Origin of the sequence: Klebsiella sp. G-Nf4 (assembly GCF_002810615.1) — a bacterium.
In the GTDB taxonomy this organism is placed as follows: domain Bacteria; phylum Pseudomonadota; class Gammaproteobacteria; order Enterobacterales; family Enterobacteriaceae; genus Klebsiella; species Klebsiella variicola.
This window is the reverse complement of record NZ_PION01000002.1, coordinates 1-17,209: the sequence shown is the minus strand read 5'-3', so window position 1 is coordinate 17,209 and position 17,209 is coordinate 1. Positions and strand designations below refer to the sequence as shown.

Here is a 17,209-nt window from a genome sequence, read left to right as displayed (position 1 = left end):
GGCGCGCAGGCCGGGTAAAAGAAGTGTGACGCGGTTAACGTAACCAGGCGGGGAGATCGTTGAGACCCATCGCCTGGCGAATCAGCTGCGGTTTCACGCCTGGCAACGTATCGGCCAGTTTGAGTCCCATATCGCGGAGGAATTTCTTCGCCGGATGGCTACCGGAGAACATTTCGCGGAAGCCCTGCATACCCGCCAGCATCAGCGCGGCGCTGTGCTTGCGGCTGCGCTCGTAGCGGCGCAGATATAAATGCTGGCCGATATCTTTCCCCTGCGCGTGCAGGCGCTTCAGCTCGTCGATAAGCTCGGCGGCATCCATAAAGCCAAGGTTCACCCCCTGCCCGGCCAGCGGGTGGATGGTATGCGCGGCATCGCCGACCAGCGCCAGGCGGTGGGCGGCAAACTGACGGGCATAGCGGCCGGTCAGCGGGAAGACTTCACGTTCGCTTGCCAGCTGGCAGAGGCCGAGGCAATTATCGAAGGCGATATTCAGCGCCTGGTTGAAGGTGGCTTCATCAGCCTCCTGCATCCGCTTCGCTTCCGCTGGCGACAGCGACCAAACGATCGAGCACAGGTGCGGATCGCTCAGCGGCAGGAAGGCCAGAATACCCTCGCCATGGAACGCCTGGCGTGCCACCGCCTGATGCGGCTCAGTGGTGCGTATCGTCGCCACCAGCGCATGATGGTGGTAATCCCAGAAGGTCAGCGGAATATCGGCCTTATTACGCAGCCATGAATTCGCGCCATCAGCGCCAACCACCAGCCTCGCGGTCAACATGCTGCCGTCCTGCAGGCTGAGAAAGGCTTCGTTTTCACCCCACGCTACCTGCTGCAGCTCCGCAGGCGCCAGCAGGGTGACGTCAGCGCAGCGCTGCGCTCTCTGCCACAATGCGTGATGCACCACGGCATTTTCAATAATATGGCCCAGATGGCTGAAGCCCATGCTCTGGTCATCGAAGCTAATGCGGCCGAAGCTGTCTTTGTCCCACACTTCCATACCGTGATAGCAGCTGGCGCGCTGGGCGACGATCTCATGCCAGACATCCAGCTTAGTCAGTAGCTTTTCGCTGGCAGCATTGATCGCCGAAACGCGCAGCGCCGGCGGCGCATCGGCGGCCAGAGGCTGTGGCGCTGCTTTCTCCAGCACCGCGACGCGCAGGCCGCTGCCCTGTAAACCGCAGGCTACCGCCAGTCCCACCATTCCACCGCCAACAATGGCAACATCAACACTTTGCACGTTTTACTCCTTAACGGGGAACCCAACCGAGGGTACGCTGCGCCAGCGCATCGCGCGCTGGGGTAAATAATTCCATGGCCATCAGACCGACGTTGCGCCCCGCCACCAGCGGCGCCCAACGGTTGGCAAACAGATGCACCAGCCCATCGGTGACACCGATAGTGGCGGCTTTATCACCTGCCCGCCGTGCCTGGTAGCGGCACAGCAGGGAATAATCGCCCACATCGTCGCGGGCCACGTGCGCGTCGGCAAGCATCTCCGCCAGGCTCATCACATCGCGCAGGCCAAGATTAAAGCCCTGCCCGGCGATCGGATGCAGCGTCTGCGCCGCGTTGCCGACCAGCGCCAGACGGTGTGACACCGCACGGGTGGCGGTCGTTAAGGCTAACGGATAGACGCTGCGCTTACCGGCATGGGTAATACGCCCCAGCCGCCAGCCGAATGCCTGCTGTAACGCCTGACAAAAACGTTCGTCGGACCAGCTCAGCACCTCGTCGCGCCGCGACTGCGGATGGCACCACACCAGCGAACAGCGCCCTTGCGACATCGGCAGCATCGCCAGCGGACCATGCTCGGTAAAGCGCTCGAAGGCGCGGCCTTCGTGCGGCAAGGCGGTGCTAACGTTGGCGATAATCGCCAGTTGCTCATACGGCTGCTGCTGCCAGCTGATGCCGCAGTGAGCGCCCAGCGCCGAACGGGAACCGTCCGCCGCCACCAGCAGCTTACCGTTGATGATTTCGCCGCCCTCAAGCGTAAGGCTGACGCTCTCCTCCCGGCGGCTGACCGCTTCCACTTTCGCCGGACAGTGCAGGGTGACGCCCGGCGCCTCGCGCAGCAGACTAAACAGCCGCTGGCCGACATCGTGGAGTTCAACCACCTGCCCCAGCGCCGACAGGCCGTAATCGGCCGCCGCCAGGTTTACAAAACCGGCATGGCCGCGGTCGCTGACGTGTACCCGCTGGATAGGCGTCGCTCGTTTAGCAAGGTTCTGCCAGATACCGATGCGCGCCAGCTGCTGGCAGGTGCCCACAGCCAGGGCAATCGCCCGATCGTCAAAGCCTGGGTGGCGTGACGAATGCGGATCCTGCGCTTCAATCAGATGGACCGGCAGAGCGCCGCCGGTCAAACGGGAGATGGCCAGCGCGAGCGTCGCCCCGGTCATCCCGCCACCGACGATCAGCACGCTCATGACTGGCGCGCCGCCGCCATCAGCGCCTCGATCTCATCCGCCTTCTTCACCACGCTGGCGGTGAGATTTTCGTTGCCGTCTTCGGTAATGACGATGTCATCTTCAATACGAATGCCGATGCCGCGATACTGCGCGGGGACATCGGCATCGGTGGCGATATACAGCCCCGGCTCGACGGTCAGCACCATCCCCGGCTCCAGTATGCGCGAACGGTCGGTATCGTAGTTACCGACATCGTGCACATCCAGACCCAACCAGTGGCTCAGGCCGTGCATAAAGTACGGACGGTGGGCGTTATTGGCGATCAGCTCGTCAATCTCGCCTTTCAGGATCCCCAGCCGCACCAGGCCGGTAATCATAATGCGCACCACTTCCTGATTAACCTGATAGATCGAAGTGCCCGGGCGGTAGAGCTCCAGCGCGGTCTCCAGCGATTCGAGCACGATGTCGTAGATTTCACGCTGCGGTTTGCTGAATTTGCCGTTTACCGGGAAAGTGCGGGTAATGTCTCCCGCGTAGCCGCGATATTCGCAGCCGGCGTCAATCAGCACTAAATCGCCATCGCGCAGTTCGGATTCGTTTTCGGTGTAGTGCAGAATGCAGCCGTTTTCGCCGCCGCCAACGATGGTGTTATAGGACGGGAAACGCGCGCCGTGGCGGTTGAATTCATGGAGAATTTCGCCTTCCAGCTGATATTCGAACATGCCGGGGCGGCACTTTTCCATCGCCCGGGTATGGGCAAGGGCGGAAATTTCGCCGGCGCGGCGCATCACTGCCAGCTCTTCGGCAGATTTAAACAGACGCATTTCATGAACCGCAGGCCGCCAGTCGATGACGGAGTTCGGCGCCTGCAGATTCTGGCGCGAGCCTTTGCGCAGTTTTTCGAGGGCGTTAAACACAATCTCATCGGCATAGGCATATTCGCCCTGGGCGAAATAGATAGCGTCCAGACCATTGAGCAGCTGATACAACTGCTGGTTGATTTCACTAAATGCCAGCGCGCGATCGACACCGAGCTTCGCCGGCGCGGCATCCTGGCCCAGACGGCGACCGAACCAGATCTCAGCGGTCAGATCGCGAACCCGGTTAAACAGCACGCTATGATTGTGCGTTTCATCGCTTTTAATCAACACCAGCAGCGCTTCCGGTTCGTTAAAGCCGGTGAAGTACCAGAAATCGCTGTTCTGCCGGTAGGGATACTCTGAATCTGCGCTACGCACCGCTTCCGGTGCGGCGAAAATCAGCGCCGCGCTGCCTGGCTGCATCTGCGCCAGCAGCGCCTGGCGACGCGAGAGAAATTCCTGCTGAGTCATGACGCCCCCTGAACGAATTTTAGTTAGTGTAATGTCGGTTTGCGGACTTCCGGTGCGGTTGGCTGCTGACGAGAAAAAGTGTCGTGGCACAGCAGTGCGGCAACGCGGACATACTCGATAATCTCCTCCAGAGACATCTCCAGCTCTTCCTGATCTTCGTCTTCATCGTAGCCCAGCTGGGCGATATTACGCAGATCGTCAATCGCTTCCCCGGTCTCGTCTTTCACTTTATCCAGCTTCGGCTGGCTGACGCCAAGGCCGAGCAGGAAGTGGTTAACCCAACCGGCGAGAGCGTCGGCGCGGTCGAAGACGCTTACCGCATCGCCTTCCGGCAGATACAGTTGAAAGAGGAAACCGTCGTCATCCAGTGAATCGCTGATGGCGGAATGCATGTTACGCAGCGCCTGGGCCAGTTCATGACCAAAGGCGAGACCTTCGTTGGTCAGGTCGTGCACCAGCGGCAGCCAGCTGCTGTCAGTGTTGCCGCCGCACAGCAATCCGCTAATTAAACCGTGCATTTCGGCTGGGGTGAGGCCTACCCCTTGTTGGTTCAGTAACTGGTCTACATCGTTGTAACCAGGCATTTCGTTCTGTATAGACATGCGCATTCGTCATCGTTGGGAGGAATATTCATGATATGCTACCACTTTGGACCCTGGTGAACCAGAAAAGGGCTTGTATCCCCGCACTAGGGTAGCTATAGTGTCGCCCCTTCGCAGACCCGGGCTCGGATGTGAAGGCAGCGCAGTCAATCAGCAGGAAGGTGGCATGTCTGCACAACCCGTAGATCTCCAAATTTTCGGCCGTTCACTGCGAGTGAATTGCCCGCCTGAACAAAGGGATGCCCTGAATCAGGCAGCTGAAGACCTTAATCAGCGGTTGCAAGATTTAAAAGAACGCACTAGAGTCACAAATACTGAGCAGCTGGTCTTCATCGCCGCGTTGAACATCAGCTATGAGTTGACTCAGGAAAAAGCGAAGACCCGCGACTACGCTTCGAGCATGGAGCAGCGCATTCGGATGCTTCAGCAGACCATCGAACAAGCATTGCTTGAGCAAGGTCGCATAAGCGAAAGACCAGGGTCAAAGTTTGAATAACACTTTGCAGTTAACTGTGTTAGAGTAATTCCAGGAACAAAATTTCTCTGAGATGTTTGCAAGCGGGCCAGTCCCCTGAGCCGATATTTCATACCACAAGAATGTGGCGCTCCACGGTTGGTGAGCATGCTCGGTTCGTCCGAGAAGCCTTAAAACTGTGACGACACATTCACCTTGAACCAAGGGTTCAAGGGTTACAGCCTGCGGCGGCATCTCGGAGATTCCCTTCTTTAGTTCGCATTATCCCAACGCTCTAGTTTTCGGCTACTGCCGCTCTGTATTACACTTCCTCGTATTGTTTCGCTTGCTCGTAATGAGACCTGCATGACCCTACAGCCCGATATCCCGCTCTCCAGACAGCATATTCGCCAGCAGATCCGCGAGCGTCGCCGCGCGCTCAGCCCGGAGCAACAGCGCCTGTTTGCCCAACAGGCCGCGGAGCGGATGATGGCCTGGCCGCCGGTCGTACTCGCTCATACCGTGGCGCTGTTCCTCTCCTTTGATGGCGAGCTGGACACCCAGCCGCTAATTGACCAGCTATGGCGCGCCGGCAAACGGGTGTATCTGCCGGTGCTGCATCCGTTTAGCCCCGGAAACCTGTTGTTTTTACACTACCATCCGCAGAGCCAACTGATAGTGAATCGCCTGAAAATCCGCGAACCGAAGCTCGATGTGCGGGACGTGCTGCCGCTCGCTGAACTCGATGTGCTGGTGACCCCGCTGGTAGCCTTCGATGTCAGTGGTCAGCGACTGGGAATGGGTGGCGGTTTTTACGACCGTACGCTGCAAAACTGGCAGCAGTATCGCCTGCAGCCTGTAGGCTACGCGCATGACTGCCAGCAGGTGGATAGCCTGCCGAGCGAACAGTGGGATATCCCGCTACCCGCGGTGATCACCCCGGGAAAAACCTGGAGTTGGTAGGTACGCGGGGACGAGAATTTCAGCCTGGAAAGTATGAACAAAAAAACGGGCAGGTACTCGACCTGCCCGAGAGGCAAAAATGATTAGAACAACAGACGGGCGCGGATAGTCCCCGGGATCGCTTTCATTGCCTGCAGCGCCTGCTGGGCAACATCTTCTTCCGCTTCAATATCAATAACCACGTAACCCATCTGCGGCGACGTTTGCAGATACTGCGCGGCAATGTTGATGCTCTGCGCGGCGAAGATCTGGTTGATAGCGGTCAGGACGCCCGGCCGGTTCTCATGGATATGCAGCAGACGGCGACCGCCGTGCAGCGGCAGAGAAACTTCCGGGAAGTTGACCGCTGACAGGGTTGACCCGTTGTCAGAGTACTTCGCCAGCTTGCCGGCCACTTCCAGACCGATGTTCTCCTGCGCTTCCTGGGTTGAACCGCCGATATGCGGGGTCAGGATCACGTTATCAAACTCGCACAGCGGTGAAGTAAAGGGATCACTGTTGGTCGCGGGTTCGGTCGGGAAGACGTCGATAGCCGCCCCGGCCAGATGCTTACTCGCCAGCGCATCGCACAGCGCCGGAATATCCACCACGGTACCGCGGGAGGCGTTGATCAGCAGCGCGCCCGGCTTCATCAGCGCCAGCTCTTCCGCGCCCATCATGTTTTTGGTGGAGGCATTTTCCGGCACGTGCAGGCTGACCACATCGCTCATGTTCAGCAGGTCGGAGAGATGCTGAACCTGGGTGGCGTTGCCGAGCGGCAGTTTGTTTTCAATATCATAGAAGAAGACATGCATCCCCAGCGATTCCGCCAGAATGCCGAGCTGGGTACCGATATGGCCGTAACCGATAATCCCCAGTTTCTTGCCGCGCGCTTCAAAACTGCCCACCGCCAGCTTATTCCATACCCCACGATGCGCTTTGGCGTTGGCTTCCGGCACACCGCGCAGCATCAGCAGCAGTTCGCCGATGACCAGCTCCGCCACCGAGCGGGTGTTGGAGAACGGGGCGTTAAATACCGGGATACCCCGCTTCGCTGCCGCGTCCAGATCCACCTGGTTGGTACCGATACAGAAGCAGCCAACTGCTACCAGTTTTTCTGCCGCGGCGAAAATCTCTTCAGTCAGATGAGTACGGGAACGCAGGCCGATGAAATGGGCATCACGGATCGACGCTTTCAGCTCTTCGGAGTCCAGCGCGCCTTTGTGAAATTCGATGTTGGTGTAACCTGCTGCACGAAGGTTATCGATTGCCTTTTGATGCACACCTTCAACCAGCAGAAATTTAATCTTGTCTTTTTCCAGTGATACCTTAGCCATTTCCCCGTCCTGTTTTGTCTTAACTAATGTCGTGCTGAACGAAAGTTCGTCTCAGCAACATATCAAAAAAAACTATCGCGGCAATATGAACGTTTGCGTCGCCGTCCTGAAGAAATGTCATCCAGAAGCAAATGGCAGGACAAAACACCAGAAAGAAGATTAATGGTAGTTTGTTAATCAGGATGGTTGCATAAATGTGACAGAAGTCACCAAATTGCACCAGGTGAAAAAATATTTGCGAGGGAGCCGGTTGGCTCCCTGCGGACAGACTATTTTACGATGGTTTTCACGCCATCGGCAGTTCCGATCAGCGCCACGTCGGCCCCGCGGTTGGCGAACAGCCCCACGGTCACGACGCCAGGAATGCCGTTGATGGCATTCTCCAGCGCGACGGCATCAAGAATTTCCAGGCCATGCACGTCCAGGATCACGTTGCCGTTATCGGTCACCACGCCCTGACGGTACTCCGGACGACCGCCCAGCTTGACCAGTTGACGCGCGACGGCGCTGCGCGCCATCGGAATGACTTCAACCGGCAGCGGAAATGCGCCGAGAATATCAACCTGCTTGGAGGCATCGGCGATGCAGATAAATTTATCGGCGACCGAGGCAATGATCTTCTCACGGGTCAGCGCCGCGCCACCGCCTTTGATCATTTGCATATGGCCGTTGATCTCATCTGCGCCATCAACATAGATCCCCAGGCGATCGACGCTGTTGAGATCGAAGACGGTGATCCCGAGGCTTTTGAGCTTTTCGGTAGAGGCATCGGAGCTGGAGACCGCACCTTCAATCTGCCCCTTCATCGTGCCCAGCGCGTCAATAAAATGGGCCGCCGTCGAGCCGGTACCCACGCCGACAATGGTCCCTGGCTGTACGTATTGCAGCGCCGCCCAACCTACTGCTTTTTTCAGTTCATCCTGCGTCATAATTATGGTCCGAGATGTGAATGCCTGTGGCGCATTATAGAACATCGACAGTGGAAATGTCCCTGCGATGCAGATCACACAACTGAGCAGACCAATTTCGTCTGTATCAAATAAAAATTTATGTCATAGTGCGAGATAACGATTAGTTATGGGGGCACGCCAGAATAATGAAACGACCGGACTACAGAACACTACAAGCGCTGGATGCGGTGATTAGGGAACGAGGATTTGAGCGCGCCGCGCAGAAGCTATGTATTACCCAGTCCGCCGTCTCACAGCGTATTAAGCAGCTGGAAAATATGTTCGGTCAGCCGCTGCTGGTGCGCACCGTGCCGCCACGTCCTACCGAGCAGGGGCAAAAGCTGCTGGCTCTGTTGCGCCAGGTTGAACTATTGGAAGAAGAGTGGCTGGGCGACGAACAGACTGGCTCCACGCCGCTGCTGCTGTCGCTGGCGGTGAACGCCGACAGTCTGGCAACCTGGCTCCTGCCGGCGCTGGCCAATGTTCTGTCAGACTCCCCTATTCGTCTCAACCTGCAGGTGGAAGATGAAACCCGCACCCAGGAGCGCCTGCGCCGTGGGGAAGTGGTGGGCGCAGTGAGTATCCAGCCACAGGCGCTGCCAAGCTGCCTGGTGGATCAGCTCGGCGCGCTCGATTACCTGTTTGTCGCCTCAAAAGAGTTTGCGCAACGCTATTTCCCGAATGGCGTGACGCGTTCTGCGCTGCTGAAAGCGCCGGTCGTCGCTTTTGATCATCTGGACGATATGCATCAGGCGTTCCTGCAGCAAAACTTCGACCTGCCGCCGGGTAGCGTTCCCTGCCACATCGTTAACTCATCAGAAGCCTTCGTGCAGCTGGCGCGCCAGGGCACTACCTGCTGTATGATCCCGCATCTACAAATCGAAAAAGAGCTGAAAAGCGGCGAGCTTATCGACCTCACGCCCGGTCTGTTCCAGCGTCGTATGCTGTACTGGCACCGCTTTGCACCGGAAAGCCGCATGATGCGCCGGGTGACCGATGCGCTTATTGATTACGGCCACAAAGTGCTGCGTCAGGATTAAATCGCCGGCATAAAAAAAGCCACTTCCCGGAAGTGGCTTTTTTGTTTCTATCGCTTACTGCGCTGGTTTCGGCTCTTCCGCCGGTTTCGCCGGCGCGGCTGGCGCGGCGGCCTGAGCCGGCTGCAGCTCAAAGACCACGTCAACCTGGTCGTCAAACTGGATAGTCGCCTGCTCGTAGGTTTCCTGGGCAGAAACTGGCGCTGCGTCAGCGGCCTTCATCATACGAACCATCGGGCTCGGCTGATAGTTGGAGACGTGGTAACGCACGCTGTAGACCGGCCCCAGCTTGCTGTGGAAGCCAGCCGCCAGCTCCTGCGCCTGATGCACCGCGTCATCAATGGCCGCTTTACGCGCCTTATCTTTGTAGGCATCCGGTTGCGCAACGCCCAGCGAAACGGAGCGAATTTCATTCAGCCCCGCCTTCAGCGCGCCGTCCAGCAGGCCGTTAAGTTTATCCAGCTGGCGCAACGTCACTTCCACAGTGCGCACCGCGCGATAGCCTTTGAGAATGCTTTTCCCGTTCTGATAGTCATAATCAGGCTGGGTACGCAGATTCGCCGAGCTGATGTCTTTTTTCGCGATACCGCTCTTTTCAAGGAAAGAGAGATACTGCGCGACGCGGTCGTCTGCCTGCTTTTTCGCCGATGCGGCATCTTTCGCCGCGACGTTCACTTCGATCGCCAGGGTGGCAATATCCGGAACCGCGGCAACGCTTGCTGTGCCTGAAGTCACAATGTGCGGACCGTCTGGCAATTCGTTTGCCTGTGCCGCCATTGTGCTAAATCCGAGTGCTGCCGCCAGGGCCAAGATTTTTAACTTCACTGTCGTTTCTCCATGTTACTTAAATCGCCCTTACGGGACGCATGCCAGCAAGCTTAGCGCGTACAGCAGGAAAGTCCATCGGACAACGCTTAGTTGAGCAACGCCAGGATATGGCCGACGCCCTCTTTTGCCAGCTGAAACGCAATAAACCACATGACAGCACCGACCACAATATTGATGATCCGCTGGGCTTTGGCGGTACGCAGCCGAGGCGCCAGCCAGGCGGCTAACAGTGCCAGGCCAAAGAACCACAGGAAAGAGGCGCTAATGGTCCCCAGCGCAAACCAGCGCTTCGGCTCCACCGCCAGTTGACCTCCCAGGCTGCCCAGCACCACAAAGGTATCCAGGTAAACGTGCGGGTTTAGCCAGGTGACCGCCAGCATGGTGATAATGATTTTCCAGCGCCCCTGCTGCATCACCTCGGCGCTGGCGAGTTCAAGATTCTGACTGAACGCCGTTTTCAGTGCGCCGAAGCCATACCACAGCAAAAAGGCCACGCCGCCCCAGGTCACTATCGCCAGCAGCCACGGGGATTGCATCAGCAGCGCGCTACCGCCAAAAATACCGGCGCAGATCAACAGCAAGTCGCTGACCGCGCACAGCAGGGCAATCATCAGGTGATATTGACGACGGATCCCCTGATTCATCACAAAAGCATTTTGCGGGCCAAGCGGCAAAATCATTGCCGCTCCCAGGGCAAGGCCCTGAAAGTAATAGGTAAACATAAGGATTTTTCCGCTGTGTTCGAGAGTGGCGCTGACTATAACGCGAATGGATTATTAGCGGAAATTGAAAGTATTAATCATTAATTAGATAAGCTAATAACACGCCATTAAAAAAGGCCGGCATGGCCGGCCTGACTCTGTCAGTGGCGATTTACTCTGCCTTTTCCGGCAGGCGGACCACATGAACATCCATCTGCGGATACGGGAAACTGATGCCGTTGGCATCGAAATCACGCTTAATACGCTCCAGCACGTCCCAATAGACGTTTTGCAGATCGCTGCTTTTGCTCCACACGCGAACCACGAAGTTCACCGATGAGGCGCCAAGTTCGTTCAGGCGTACAGTCATTTCGCGATCGCGCAGAATACGATCGTCAGATTCGATAATCGAGGTCAGCAGCTGCTTCACCTTGTCGATATCGGCATCGTAGGATACGCCAATGATAAACTCATTGCGGCGCGCCGGTTCGCGGGAGAAGTTAATGATGTTGCCGGCGATGATTTTGCCATTCGGCACCACCACGATTTTGCCGTCTGCGGTACGCAGGGTGGTGGAGAAAATCTGCACGTTCTGCACGGTGCCGGCGATGCCGCCGAGATCGACATATTCACCCGCACGGAACGGGCGGAACATCACCAGCAGTACGCCTGCGGCAAGGTTCGACAGCGATCCCTGTAGCGCTAAACCCACCGCCAAACCGGCGGCACCCAGCACAGCAATGACCGAGGCGGTCTGCACACCGACCCGGCCCAGGGCGGCAATCAGGGTGAAGGCGATAACCGCGTAACGCACCAGCGCCGAGAGAAAATCAGCAACGGTGGCATCAATCTTACGCGCCAGCATCAGGCGGTTGACGGTGTTAGAGACGATGCGCGCCACGATCATCCCGATAATCAGGATAACGATAGCGGCAACGATGTTGACGGCATAGCTCAGCAGCAGCTCCTGGTTGCGTGCCAGCCACGTCCCGGCGTTGTTGATGCTATCGACAACGTTCAAATCTTCCATTTAACATTCCTTATGAATCCCCGAACGGGGAAGTAAATAACTCAGCCTGCAACAGGGCAGTCAGGTTATAGGGTAAACAATAAGTGCACGTTTTGCCAAATGGATCACAGTTTTCCTGCTCGCTATCCTGTTGTTAAAGTAATAAAAAAGCCCGCATTGCTGCGGGCTTCAGGGTAAGAAACAGATTTTTCTTACAGAACGTCGATCGCGTTCAGCTCTTTAAATGCCTGCTCCAGACGGGTCACCATGGAAGTCTGTGCAGCACGCAGCCATACGCGCGGATCGTAGTATTTCTTGTTCGGCTGGTCTTCGCCTTTCGGGTTGCCCAGCTGGCCCTGCAGGTAAGCTTCGTTCGTTTTGTAGTACTGCAGGATACCGTCCCAGGTCGCCCATTGGGTGTCGGTATCGATGTTCATTTTCACTACGCCGTAGCTGACGGAGTCTTTGATTTCCTGAGCGGAAGAACCGGAACCGCCGTGGAAGACGAAGTTCAGGCTGTTGTGCGGCAGGTTGTGTTTCTTGGAAACATATTCCTGAGAGTCGCGCAGGATGGTCGGGGTCAGAACCACGTTACCCGGTTTGTACACGCCGTGTACGTTACCGAAGGAAGCGGCGATGGTGAAGCGCGGGCTGATTTTGCTCAGCTCGGTATACGCGTAATCCACGTCTTCCGGCTGGGTGTACAGGGCAGAAGCGTCCATGTGGCTGTTGTCCACGCCGTCTTCTTCGCCACCGGTGCAACCCAGTTCGATTTCCAGGGTCATGTCCATTTTGGCCATACGCGCCAGGTACTTAGAGCAGATTTCGATGTTTTCGTGCAGGGACTCTTCAGACAGGTCGATCATGTGAGAAGAGAACAGCGGTTTACCGGTAGCGGCGAAGTGTTTTTCACCCGCGTCCAGCAGACCGTCGATCCACGGCAGCAGTTTCTTCGCGCAGTGGTCAGTGTGCAGGATAACCGGCACGCCGTAGTGCTCAGCCATCTGGTGCACGTGGTGCGCGCCAGAGATAGCGCCGAGGATAGCAGCACCCTGAGGAACGTCAGTTTTCACGCCTTTGCCCGCGATGAACGCGGCGCCGCCGTTAGAGAACTGAACGATAACTGGAGAACGAACTTTCGCAGCAGCTTCCAGAACGGCGTTGATGGAGTCAGTACCCACGCAGTTTACCGCCGGCAGAGCGAAGTTGTTTTCTTTAGCTACCTGGAACACTTTCTGAACGTCGTCGCCAGTGATGACGCCCGGTTTTACGAAATCAAAAATTTTAGACATGTTACTTAGTCCTGTATCTGTATCTTCGACCGTTGAAGAAGGTTCGCGAGCCCTTAAGCGCGCTGAAAAACAGGCGGGTTTCCCCGCCTGAACTGAATTACTGCTTAGCGCGCTCTTCGAGCATCGCTACTGCCGGCAGGACTTTGCCTTCGACGAATTCAAGGAACGCGCCGCCGCCAGTGGAGATGTAGGAGATTTTGTCAGCGATGCCGAACAGGTCGATCGCTGCCAGGGTGTCACCGCCGCCGGCGATGGAGAAACCTTCGCTGTCCGCGATAGCGTTAGCCACGATCTCAGTCCCTTTACGGAAGTTCGGGAATTCGAATACACCGACCGGGCCATTCCACAGGATGGTTTTGGCATTTTTCAGGATATCAGCCAGTTTCTGTGCGGAAACGTCGCCAAGGTCGAGGATCTGCTCTTCATCTTTAATGTCGTTAACAGACTTCAGGGTTGCAGTCGCGGTTTCGGAGAACTCAGTCGCCACGCGAACGTCCGTCGGAACCGGGATATCACAGGTGCTCAGCAGGCGCTTAGCTTCATCAACCAGGTCTGCTTCGTACAGGGATTTACCGACGTTATGGCCTTGCGCGGCAACGAAGGTGTTAGCAATACCGCCGCCAACGATCAGCTGGTCAGCGATTTTAGACAGGGAATCCAGCACGGTCAGTTTGGTGGACACTTTAGAACCACCCACGATAGCGACCATCGGACGAGCCGGCTCTTTCAGCGCTTTACCCAGCGCGTCCAGTTCAGCAGCCAGCAGCGGGCCTGCGCACGCCACGTCAGCAAATTTGCCGATGCCGTGGGTGGAAGCCTGCGCACGGTGCGCAGTACCGAAAGCGTCCATGACGAACACGTCGCACAGCGCGGCGTATTTTTTGGACAGCGCTTCGTCGTCTTTTTTCTCGCCTTTGTTGAAGCGAACGTTTTCCAGAACCACCAGCTCACCGGCAGCCACTTCCACGCCGTCCAGGTAGTCTTTAACCAGACGTACCGGGTTGGACAGTTTGTCTTTCAGGTAATTAACAACCGGCAGCAGAGAGAATTCTTCGTTGTACTCGCCTTCGGTCGGACGACCCAGGTGAGAAGTAACCATGACTTTCGCGCCCTGCTTCAGCGCCAGTTCAATGGTCGGCAGAGATGCACGGATACGTGCGTCGCTGGTTACTTTCCCGTCTTTAACTGGTACGTTCAGATCCGCACGGATAAAAACGCGTTTACCAGCCAGATCCAGATCGGTCATCTTAATTACAGACATGGTGAATCCTCTCGTTGATTCATAAAGTTTTGTCGACGTTTACGCGTCGAACCTGAAACCAATAGCCGCCATCGCTAACGTCGTGTCGAGCATTCGGTTAGCAAAGCCCCATTCGTTATCGCACCAGACCAGCGTTTTGATCAGATGCGCGCCACTGACCCGGGTTTGCGTGCCATCAACAATAGCACTGTGCGGATCGTGGTTAAAATCTGTCGAGACCAACGGTAATTCCGTATAGTCAACTATACCATGAAATGCACCTTGTGCTGCTTTTTGCAGCAACTGGTTGACTTCACATGCTTTTACCGGTTTTTTCACCGTCACGCTCAGGTCAATTGCCGTCACGTTTATCGTCGGTACTCGCACGGCAATCGCTTCAAAACGGTCGTTAAACTGCGGGAAAATACGGGTGATCCCTGCCGCCAGTTTGGTATCCACCGGAATGATCGACTGGCTGGCCGCGCGGGTACGCCGTAGATCCGGATGGTAGGCGTCAATCACCTGCTGGTCATGCATCGCCGAGTGGATAGTGGTGACGGTGCCGGACTCAATGCCATAGGCATCATCTAACAATTTAATGACCGGAATAATGCAGTTGGTAGTACAGGAGGCGTTGGAGACAATGCGGTGCTCGGCGCGGAGCTCGTCCTGATTAACGCCATAGACCACCGTCGCGTCGAGATCGTTGCCGCCAGGATGGGAGAAGAGCACTTTCTTCGCGCCAGCCTGCAGATGGGCTTCGCCGTGTTCACGACTCCCGTATACGCCGGTGCAGTCGAGCACCACGTCTACCGCCAGCTCGCGCCACGGCAGCGCCGCAATGGTCGGCTCGTGTAGCAGGCGGATGGCATCATCGCCAACAAACAGCTGTTCGCGCTCCTGACGGACATCCCAGGCGAAGCGGCCATGGCTGGTATCATATTTCAACAAATGCGCGATCCCTGCCGCATCCGCCAGCTCATTGATTGCCACCACGGTGATTTCCGCACGACGCCCGGACTCATATAGCGCACGAACCACGTTGCGTCCAATACGACCGAAGCCATTAATCGCGATGCGAATGGTCATAGATCTCCTGCAAGGCTGACCCTTTTTTGAGGTGGCTGACAGAGTAATCCAGCAACGCTCTGAGGGGAACCTTACCAGCTGCAAACTGCGACTGATTGATTAATTGTCGAACATTTAAACGACTGAAACGCTTCAGCTAGAATAAGCGAAACAAGGAATAAAAGGAATGTTTGTCCAGCGCAATAAACCAGCTATATGACTTGCGTCACATTTCCTTTGGAATAATTCACAGGGTGGTTACATGTTCGAAGAATAGTGCATACAAAAAAGCCGGGTGGCGAGGTAACAGCAAAACGGTAACCCAAGGGTTACCGTTTTTGGGGTTTGCACCCTCTCCTGTCGGAGAGGGTTGGGGTGAGGGCATCAGCCCGCACCGTACCAGCCATTACAGCAGCACTTTCGCTTTAGCGACCACGTTGTCGACGGTGAAGCCGAACTCTTCGAACAGCTGCTCAGCCGGCGCAGACTCACCGAAGGTGGTCATGCCAACGATAGCGCCGTTCAGGCCAACGTATTTGAACCAGTAGTCAGCGATACCGGCCTCTACCGCTACGCGGGCAGAAACGGCTTTCGGCAGTACGGATTCACGATAAGCGGCATCCTGCTTGTCGAACGCGTCGGTGGACGGCATGGAGACCACGCGCGCCTTCACGCCTTCGGCAGTCAGTTTGTCCCACGCGGCCACTGCCAGCTCCACTTCGGAACCGGTGGCGATGAAGATCAGCTCCGGCTGGCCGGCACAATCTTTCAGCACGTAACCGCCGCGAGCGACGTTCGCCAGCTGCTCTGCGGTACGCTCCTGCTGCGCCAGGTTCTGACGGGAGAGGATCAGCGCGGTCGGGCCGTCCTGACGCTCTACGCCATATTTCCACGCAATCGCGGATTCAACCTGGTCACACGGACGCCAGGTGGACATGTTCGGCGTCACGCGCAGGGAAGCCACCTGCTCTACCGGCTGGTGAGTCGGGCCGTCTTCACCCAGACCGATGGAGTCGTGGGTGTAGACCATCACCTGACGCTGTTTCATCAGCGCGGCCATACGTACCGCATTACGCGCGTATTCCACGAACATCAGGAAGGTGGAGGTGTACGGCAGGAAACCGCCATGCAGCGCGATACCGTTGGCGATAGCGGTCATACCGAATTCACGCACGCCGTAATGAATGTAGTTACCCGCGGTGTCTTCGTTGATCGGCTTAGAACCAGACCACAGGGTCAGGTTGGACGGCGCCAGGTCAGCGGAGCCGCCGAGGAATTCCGGCAGCAGCGGGCCGAAGGCTTCGATAGCATTCTGCGACGCTTTACGGCTGGCGATTTTCGCCGGGTTAGCCTGCAGCTTTGCGATGAACTCGTTAGCTTTGGCGTCGAAGTCAGACGGCATTTCACCTTTCATACGACGGGTGAATTCGGCCGCTTCCTGCGGGAAGGCCCTGGCGTAGGCAGCAAACTTCTCATTCCACGCCGCTTCTTTCGCCTGGCCGGCTTCTTTGGCATCCCACTGGGCATAGATGTCAGACGGGATGTCAAACGGCGCGTGTTTCCAGCCCAGCGCTTCGCGGGTCAGGGCGATTTCGGCGTCGCCCAGCGGTGCGCCGTGGGAGTCGTGGGTACCGGCTTTGTTCGGCGAACCGAAACCAATGATGGTTTTGCACATCAGCAGGGACGGTTTGTCGGTAACTGCACGCGCTTCTTCTACTGCGCGTTTGATGGCGTCAGCGTCGTGACCGTCAACGCCGCGTACCACGTGCCAGCCGTAGGCTTCAAAGCGTTTCGCGGTATCGTCGGTGAACCAGCCTTCAACGTGGCCGTCGATGGAGATGCCGTTGTCATCATAGAAGGCCACCAGTTTGCCCAGTTTCAGAGTACCGGCCAGGGAGCACACTTCATGAGAAATGCCTTCCATCATGCAGCCGTCGCCCATGAAGGCGTAGGTGTAGTGGTCGACGATATCGTGGCCCGGACGGTTGAACTGCGCCGCCAGAGTTTTCT

Annotated in this window: 16 protein-coding genes and 1 other RNA gene; 4 read left to right on the top strand and 13 right to left on the bottom strand. The window is 56.9% G+C overall.

Annotated elements, in window-relative coordinates; genetic code table 11:
- Positions 1-34 precede the first annotated feature (34 nt).
- Genes ubiI through CWM57_RS06140 form a run of 4 tightly spaced genes read right to left on the bottom strand, consistent with a single transcriptional unit; the run spans position 35 to position 4,341 of the window.
- Complete coding sequence (gene ubiI, locus CWM57_RS06155) at positions 35-1,237, bottom strand: FAD-dependent 2-octaprenylphenol hydroxylase (protein WP_100675790.1); 1,203 nt, start codon at positions 1,235-1,237, stop codon at positions 35-37.
- A gap of 10 nt (positions 1,238-1,247) precedes the next feature.
- Positions 1,248-2,426, bottom strand: coding sequence for a 2-octaprenyl-6-methoxyphenyl hydroxylase (gene ubiH / locus CWM57_RS06150; RefSeq protein WP_074387604.1), 1,179 nt, complete (start codon positions 2,424-2,426; stop codon positions 1,248-1,250).
- Positions 2,423-3,739: a Xaa-Pro aminopeptidase gene (gene pepP / locus CWM57_RS06145; protein WP_074387603.1), complete on the bottom strand. Its 1,317-nt coding sequence runs from the start codon at positions 3,737-3,739 to the stop codon at positions 2,423-2,425. Before pepP ends, ubiH begins: the two co-directional genes overlap by 4 nt.
- Positions 3,740-3,762: 23 nt before the next feature.
- Positions 3,763-4,341 carry a YecA family protein gene (locus tag CWM57_RS06140; protein WP_008806444.1) on the bottom strand — a complete coding sequence of 193 codons (579 nt, stop codon included), beginning with the start codon at positions 4,339-4,341 and terminating at the stop codon, positions 3,763-3,765.
- Between the two features lie 166 nt (positions 4,342-4,507).
- On the opposite strand from CWM57_RS06140, the gene zapA reads away from it, so the two are divergent.
- The 3 genes from zapA to CWM57_RS06125 all read left to right on the top strand — a co-directional run bounded on the left by zapA (position 4,508) and on the right by CWM57_RS06125 (position 5,758).
- Complete coding sequence (gene zapA, locus CWM57_RS06135; protein ID WP_004205298.1) at positions 4,508-4,837, top strand: cell division protein ZapA; 330 nt, start codon at positions 4,508-4,510, stop codon at positions 4,835-4,837.
- 41 nt (positions 4,838-4,878) lie between these two features.
- Positions 4,879-5,062: non-coding RNA, 6S RNA (gene ssrS, locus CWM57_RS06130), on the top strand.
- Positions 5,063-5,161: 99 nt separating this feature from the next.
- A complete protein-coding gene (locus tag CWM57_RS06125; RefSeq protein ID WP_012540577.1) occupies positions 5,162-5,758 on the top strand; it encodes a 5-formyltetrahydrofolate cyclo-ligase in 597 nt (198 codons plus the stop codon).
- An 83-nt stretch (positions 5,759-5,841) separates the two neighbouring features.
- Here the strand turns inward: CWM57_RS06125 and serA are convergent, their stop codons facing one another.
- Both serA and rpiA read right to left on the bottom strand, forming a co-directional pair.
- Positions 5,842-7,074, bottom strand: coding sequence for a phosphoglycerate dehydrogenase (serA, locus tag CWM57_RS06120; RefSeq protein WP_074387601.1), 1,233 nt, complete (start codon positions 7,072-7,074; stop codon positions 5,842-5,844).
- 269 nt (positions 7,075-7,343) lie between these two features.
- Positions 7,344-8,003, bottom strand: coding sequence for a ribose-5-phosphate isomerase RpiA (gene rpiA, locus CWM57_RS06115; RefSeq protein WP_074387600.1), 660 nt, complete (start codon positions 8,001-8,003; stop codon positions 7,344-7,346).
- A 167-nt stretch (positions 8,004-8,170) separates the two neighbouring features.
- Between rpiA and argP the strand changes: the two genes are divergently transcribed.
- Entirely contained in the window at positions 8,171-9,064 is an 894-nt protein-coding gene (argP, locus tag CWM57_RS06110) for a DNA-binding transcriptional regulator ArgP (protein ID WP_008806448.1), read from the top strand.
- A 54-nt stretch (positions 9,065-9,118) separates the two neighbouring features.
- Here argP and CWM57_RS06105 read toward each other — a convergent pair whose 3' ends face one another.
- The 7 genes from CWM57_RS06105 to tkt all read right to left on the bottom strand — a co-directional run.
- On the bottom strand, positions 9,119-9,886 hold the full coding sequence (locus CWM57_RS06105) for an oxidative stress defense protein (protein WP_074387599.1): 768 nt from the start codon (positions 9,884-9,886) through the stop codon (positions 9,119-9,121).
- Between the two features lie 89 nt (positions 9,887-9,975).
- Complete coding sequence (argO, locus tag CWM57_RS06100) at positions 9,976-10,611, bottom strand: arginine exporter ArgO (protein WP_008806450.1); 636 nt, start codon at positions 10,609-10,611, stop codon at positions 9,976-9,978.
- A gap of 151 nt (positions 10,612-10,762) precedes the next feature.
- Positions 10,763-11,620, bottom strand: a complete 858-nt coding sequence (locus CWM57_RS06095; protein WP_061153340.1) for a small-conductance mechanosensitive channel MscS — start codon at positions 11,618-11,620, stop codon at positions 10,763-10,765.
- Positions 11,621-11,811: 191 nt separating this feature from the next.
- Positions 11,812-12,891: a class II fructose-bisphosphate aldolase gene (gene fbaA / locus CWM57_RS06090; RefSeq protein ID WP_008806452.1), complete on the bottom strand. Its 1,080-nt coding sequence runs from the start codon at positions 12,889-12,891 to the stop codon at positions 11,812-11,814.
- 97 nt (positions 12,892-12,988) lie between these two features.
- Entirely contained in the window at positions 12,989-14,152 is a 1,164-nt protein-coding gene (gene pgk / locus CWM57_RS06085; protein WP_039102545.1) for a phosphoglycerate kinase, read from the bottom strand.
- A gap of 39 nt (positions 14,153-14,191) precedes the next feature.
- A complete protein-coding gene (epd, locus tag CWM57_RS06080) occupies positions 14,192-15,220 on the bottom strand; it encodes an erythrose-4-phosphate dehydrogenase (RefSeq protein WP_061153339.1) in 1,029 nt (342 codons plus the stop codon).
- A gap of 385 nt (positions 15,221-15,605) precedes the next feature.
- A partial coding sequence (gene tkt, locus CWM57_RS06075; RefSeq protein WP_100675789.1) for a transketolase occupies positions 15,606-17,209 on the bottom strand: 1,604 nt, incomplete at its 5' end.

What these genes read in the sequence shown, in the direction of transcription:
- CWM57_RS06095 (WP_061153340.1), bottom strand. Translation starts at nt 11,620, where the DNA reads ATGGAAGATTTGAACGTTGTCGATAGCATCAACAACGCCGGGACGTGG.
- fbaA (WP_008806452.1), bottom strand. Translation starts at nt 12,891, where the DNA reads ATGTCTAAAATTTTTGATTTCGTAAAACCGGGCGTCATCACTGGCGAC.
- serA (WP_074387601.1), bottom strand. Translation starts at nt 7,074, where the DNA reads ATGGCTAAGGTATCACTGGAAAAAGACAAGATTAAATTTCTGCTGGTT.
- argO (WP_008806450.1), bottom strand. Translation starts at nt 10,611, where the DNA reads ATGTTTACCTATTACTTTCAGGGCCTTGCCCTGGGAGCGGCAATGATT.
- epd (WP_061153339.1), bottom strand. Translation starts at nt 15,220, where the DNA reads ATGACCATTCGCATCGCGATTAATGGCTTCGGTCGTATTGGACGCAAC.
- CWM57_RS06125 (WP_012540577.1), top strand. Translation starts at nt 5,162, where the DNA reads ATGACCCTACAGCCCGATATCCCGCTCTCCAGACAGCATATTCGCCAG.
- pepP (WP_074387603.1), bottom strand. Translation starts at nt 3,739, where the DNA reads ATGACTCAGCAGGAATTTCTCTCGCGTCGCCAGGCGCTGCTGGCGCAG.
- argP (WP_008806448.1), top strand. Translation starts at nt 8,171, where the DNA reads ATGAAACGACCGGACTACAGAACACTACAAGCGCTGGATGCGGTGATT.
- pgk (WP_039102545.1), bottom strand. Translation starts at nt 14,152, where the DNA reads ATGTCTGTAATTAAGATGACCGATCTGGATCTGGCTGGTAAACGCGTT.
- zapA (WP_004205298.1), top strand. Translation starts at nt 4,508, where the DNA reads ATGTCTGCACAACCCGTAGATCTCCAAATTTTCGGCCGTTCACTGCGA.
- rpiA (WP_074387600.1), bottom strand. Translation starts at nt 8,003, where the DNA reads ATGACGCAGGATGAACTGAAAAAAGCAGTAGGTTGGGCGGCGCTGCAA.
- CWM57_RS06140 (WP_008806444.1), bottom strand. Translation starts at nt 4,341, where the DNA reads ATGTCTATACAGAACGAAATGCCTGGTTACAACGATGTAGACCAGTTA.
- ubiH (WP_074387604.1), bottom strand. Translation starts at nt 2,426, where the DNA reads ATGAGCGTGCTGATCGTCGGTGGCGGGATGACCGGGGCGACGCTCGCG.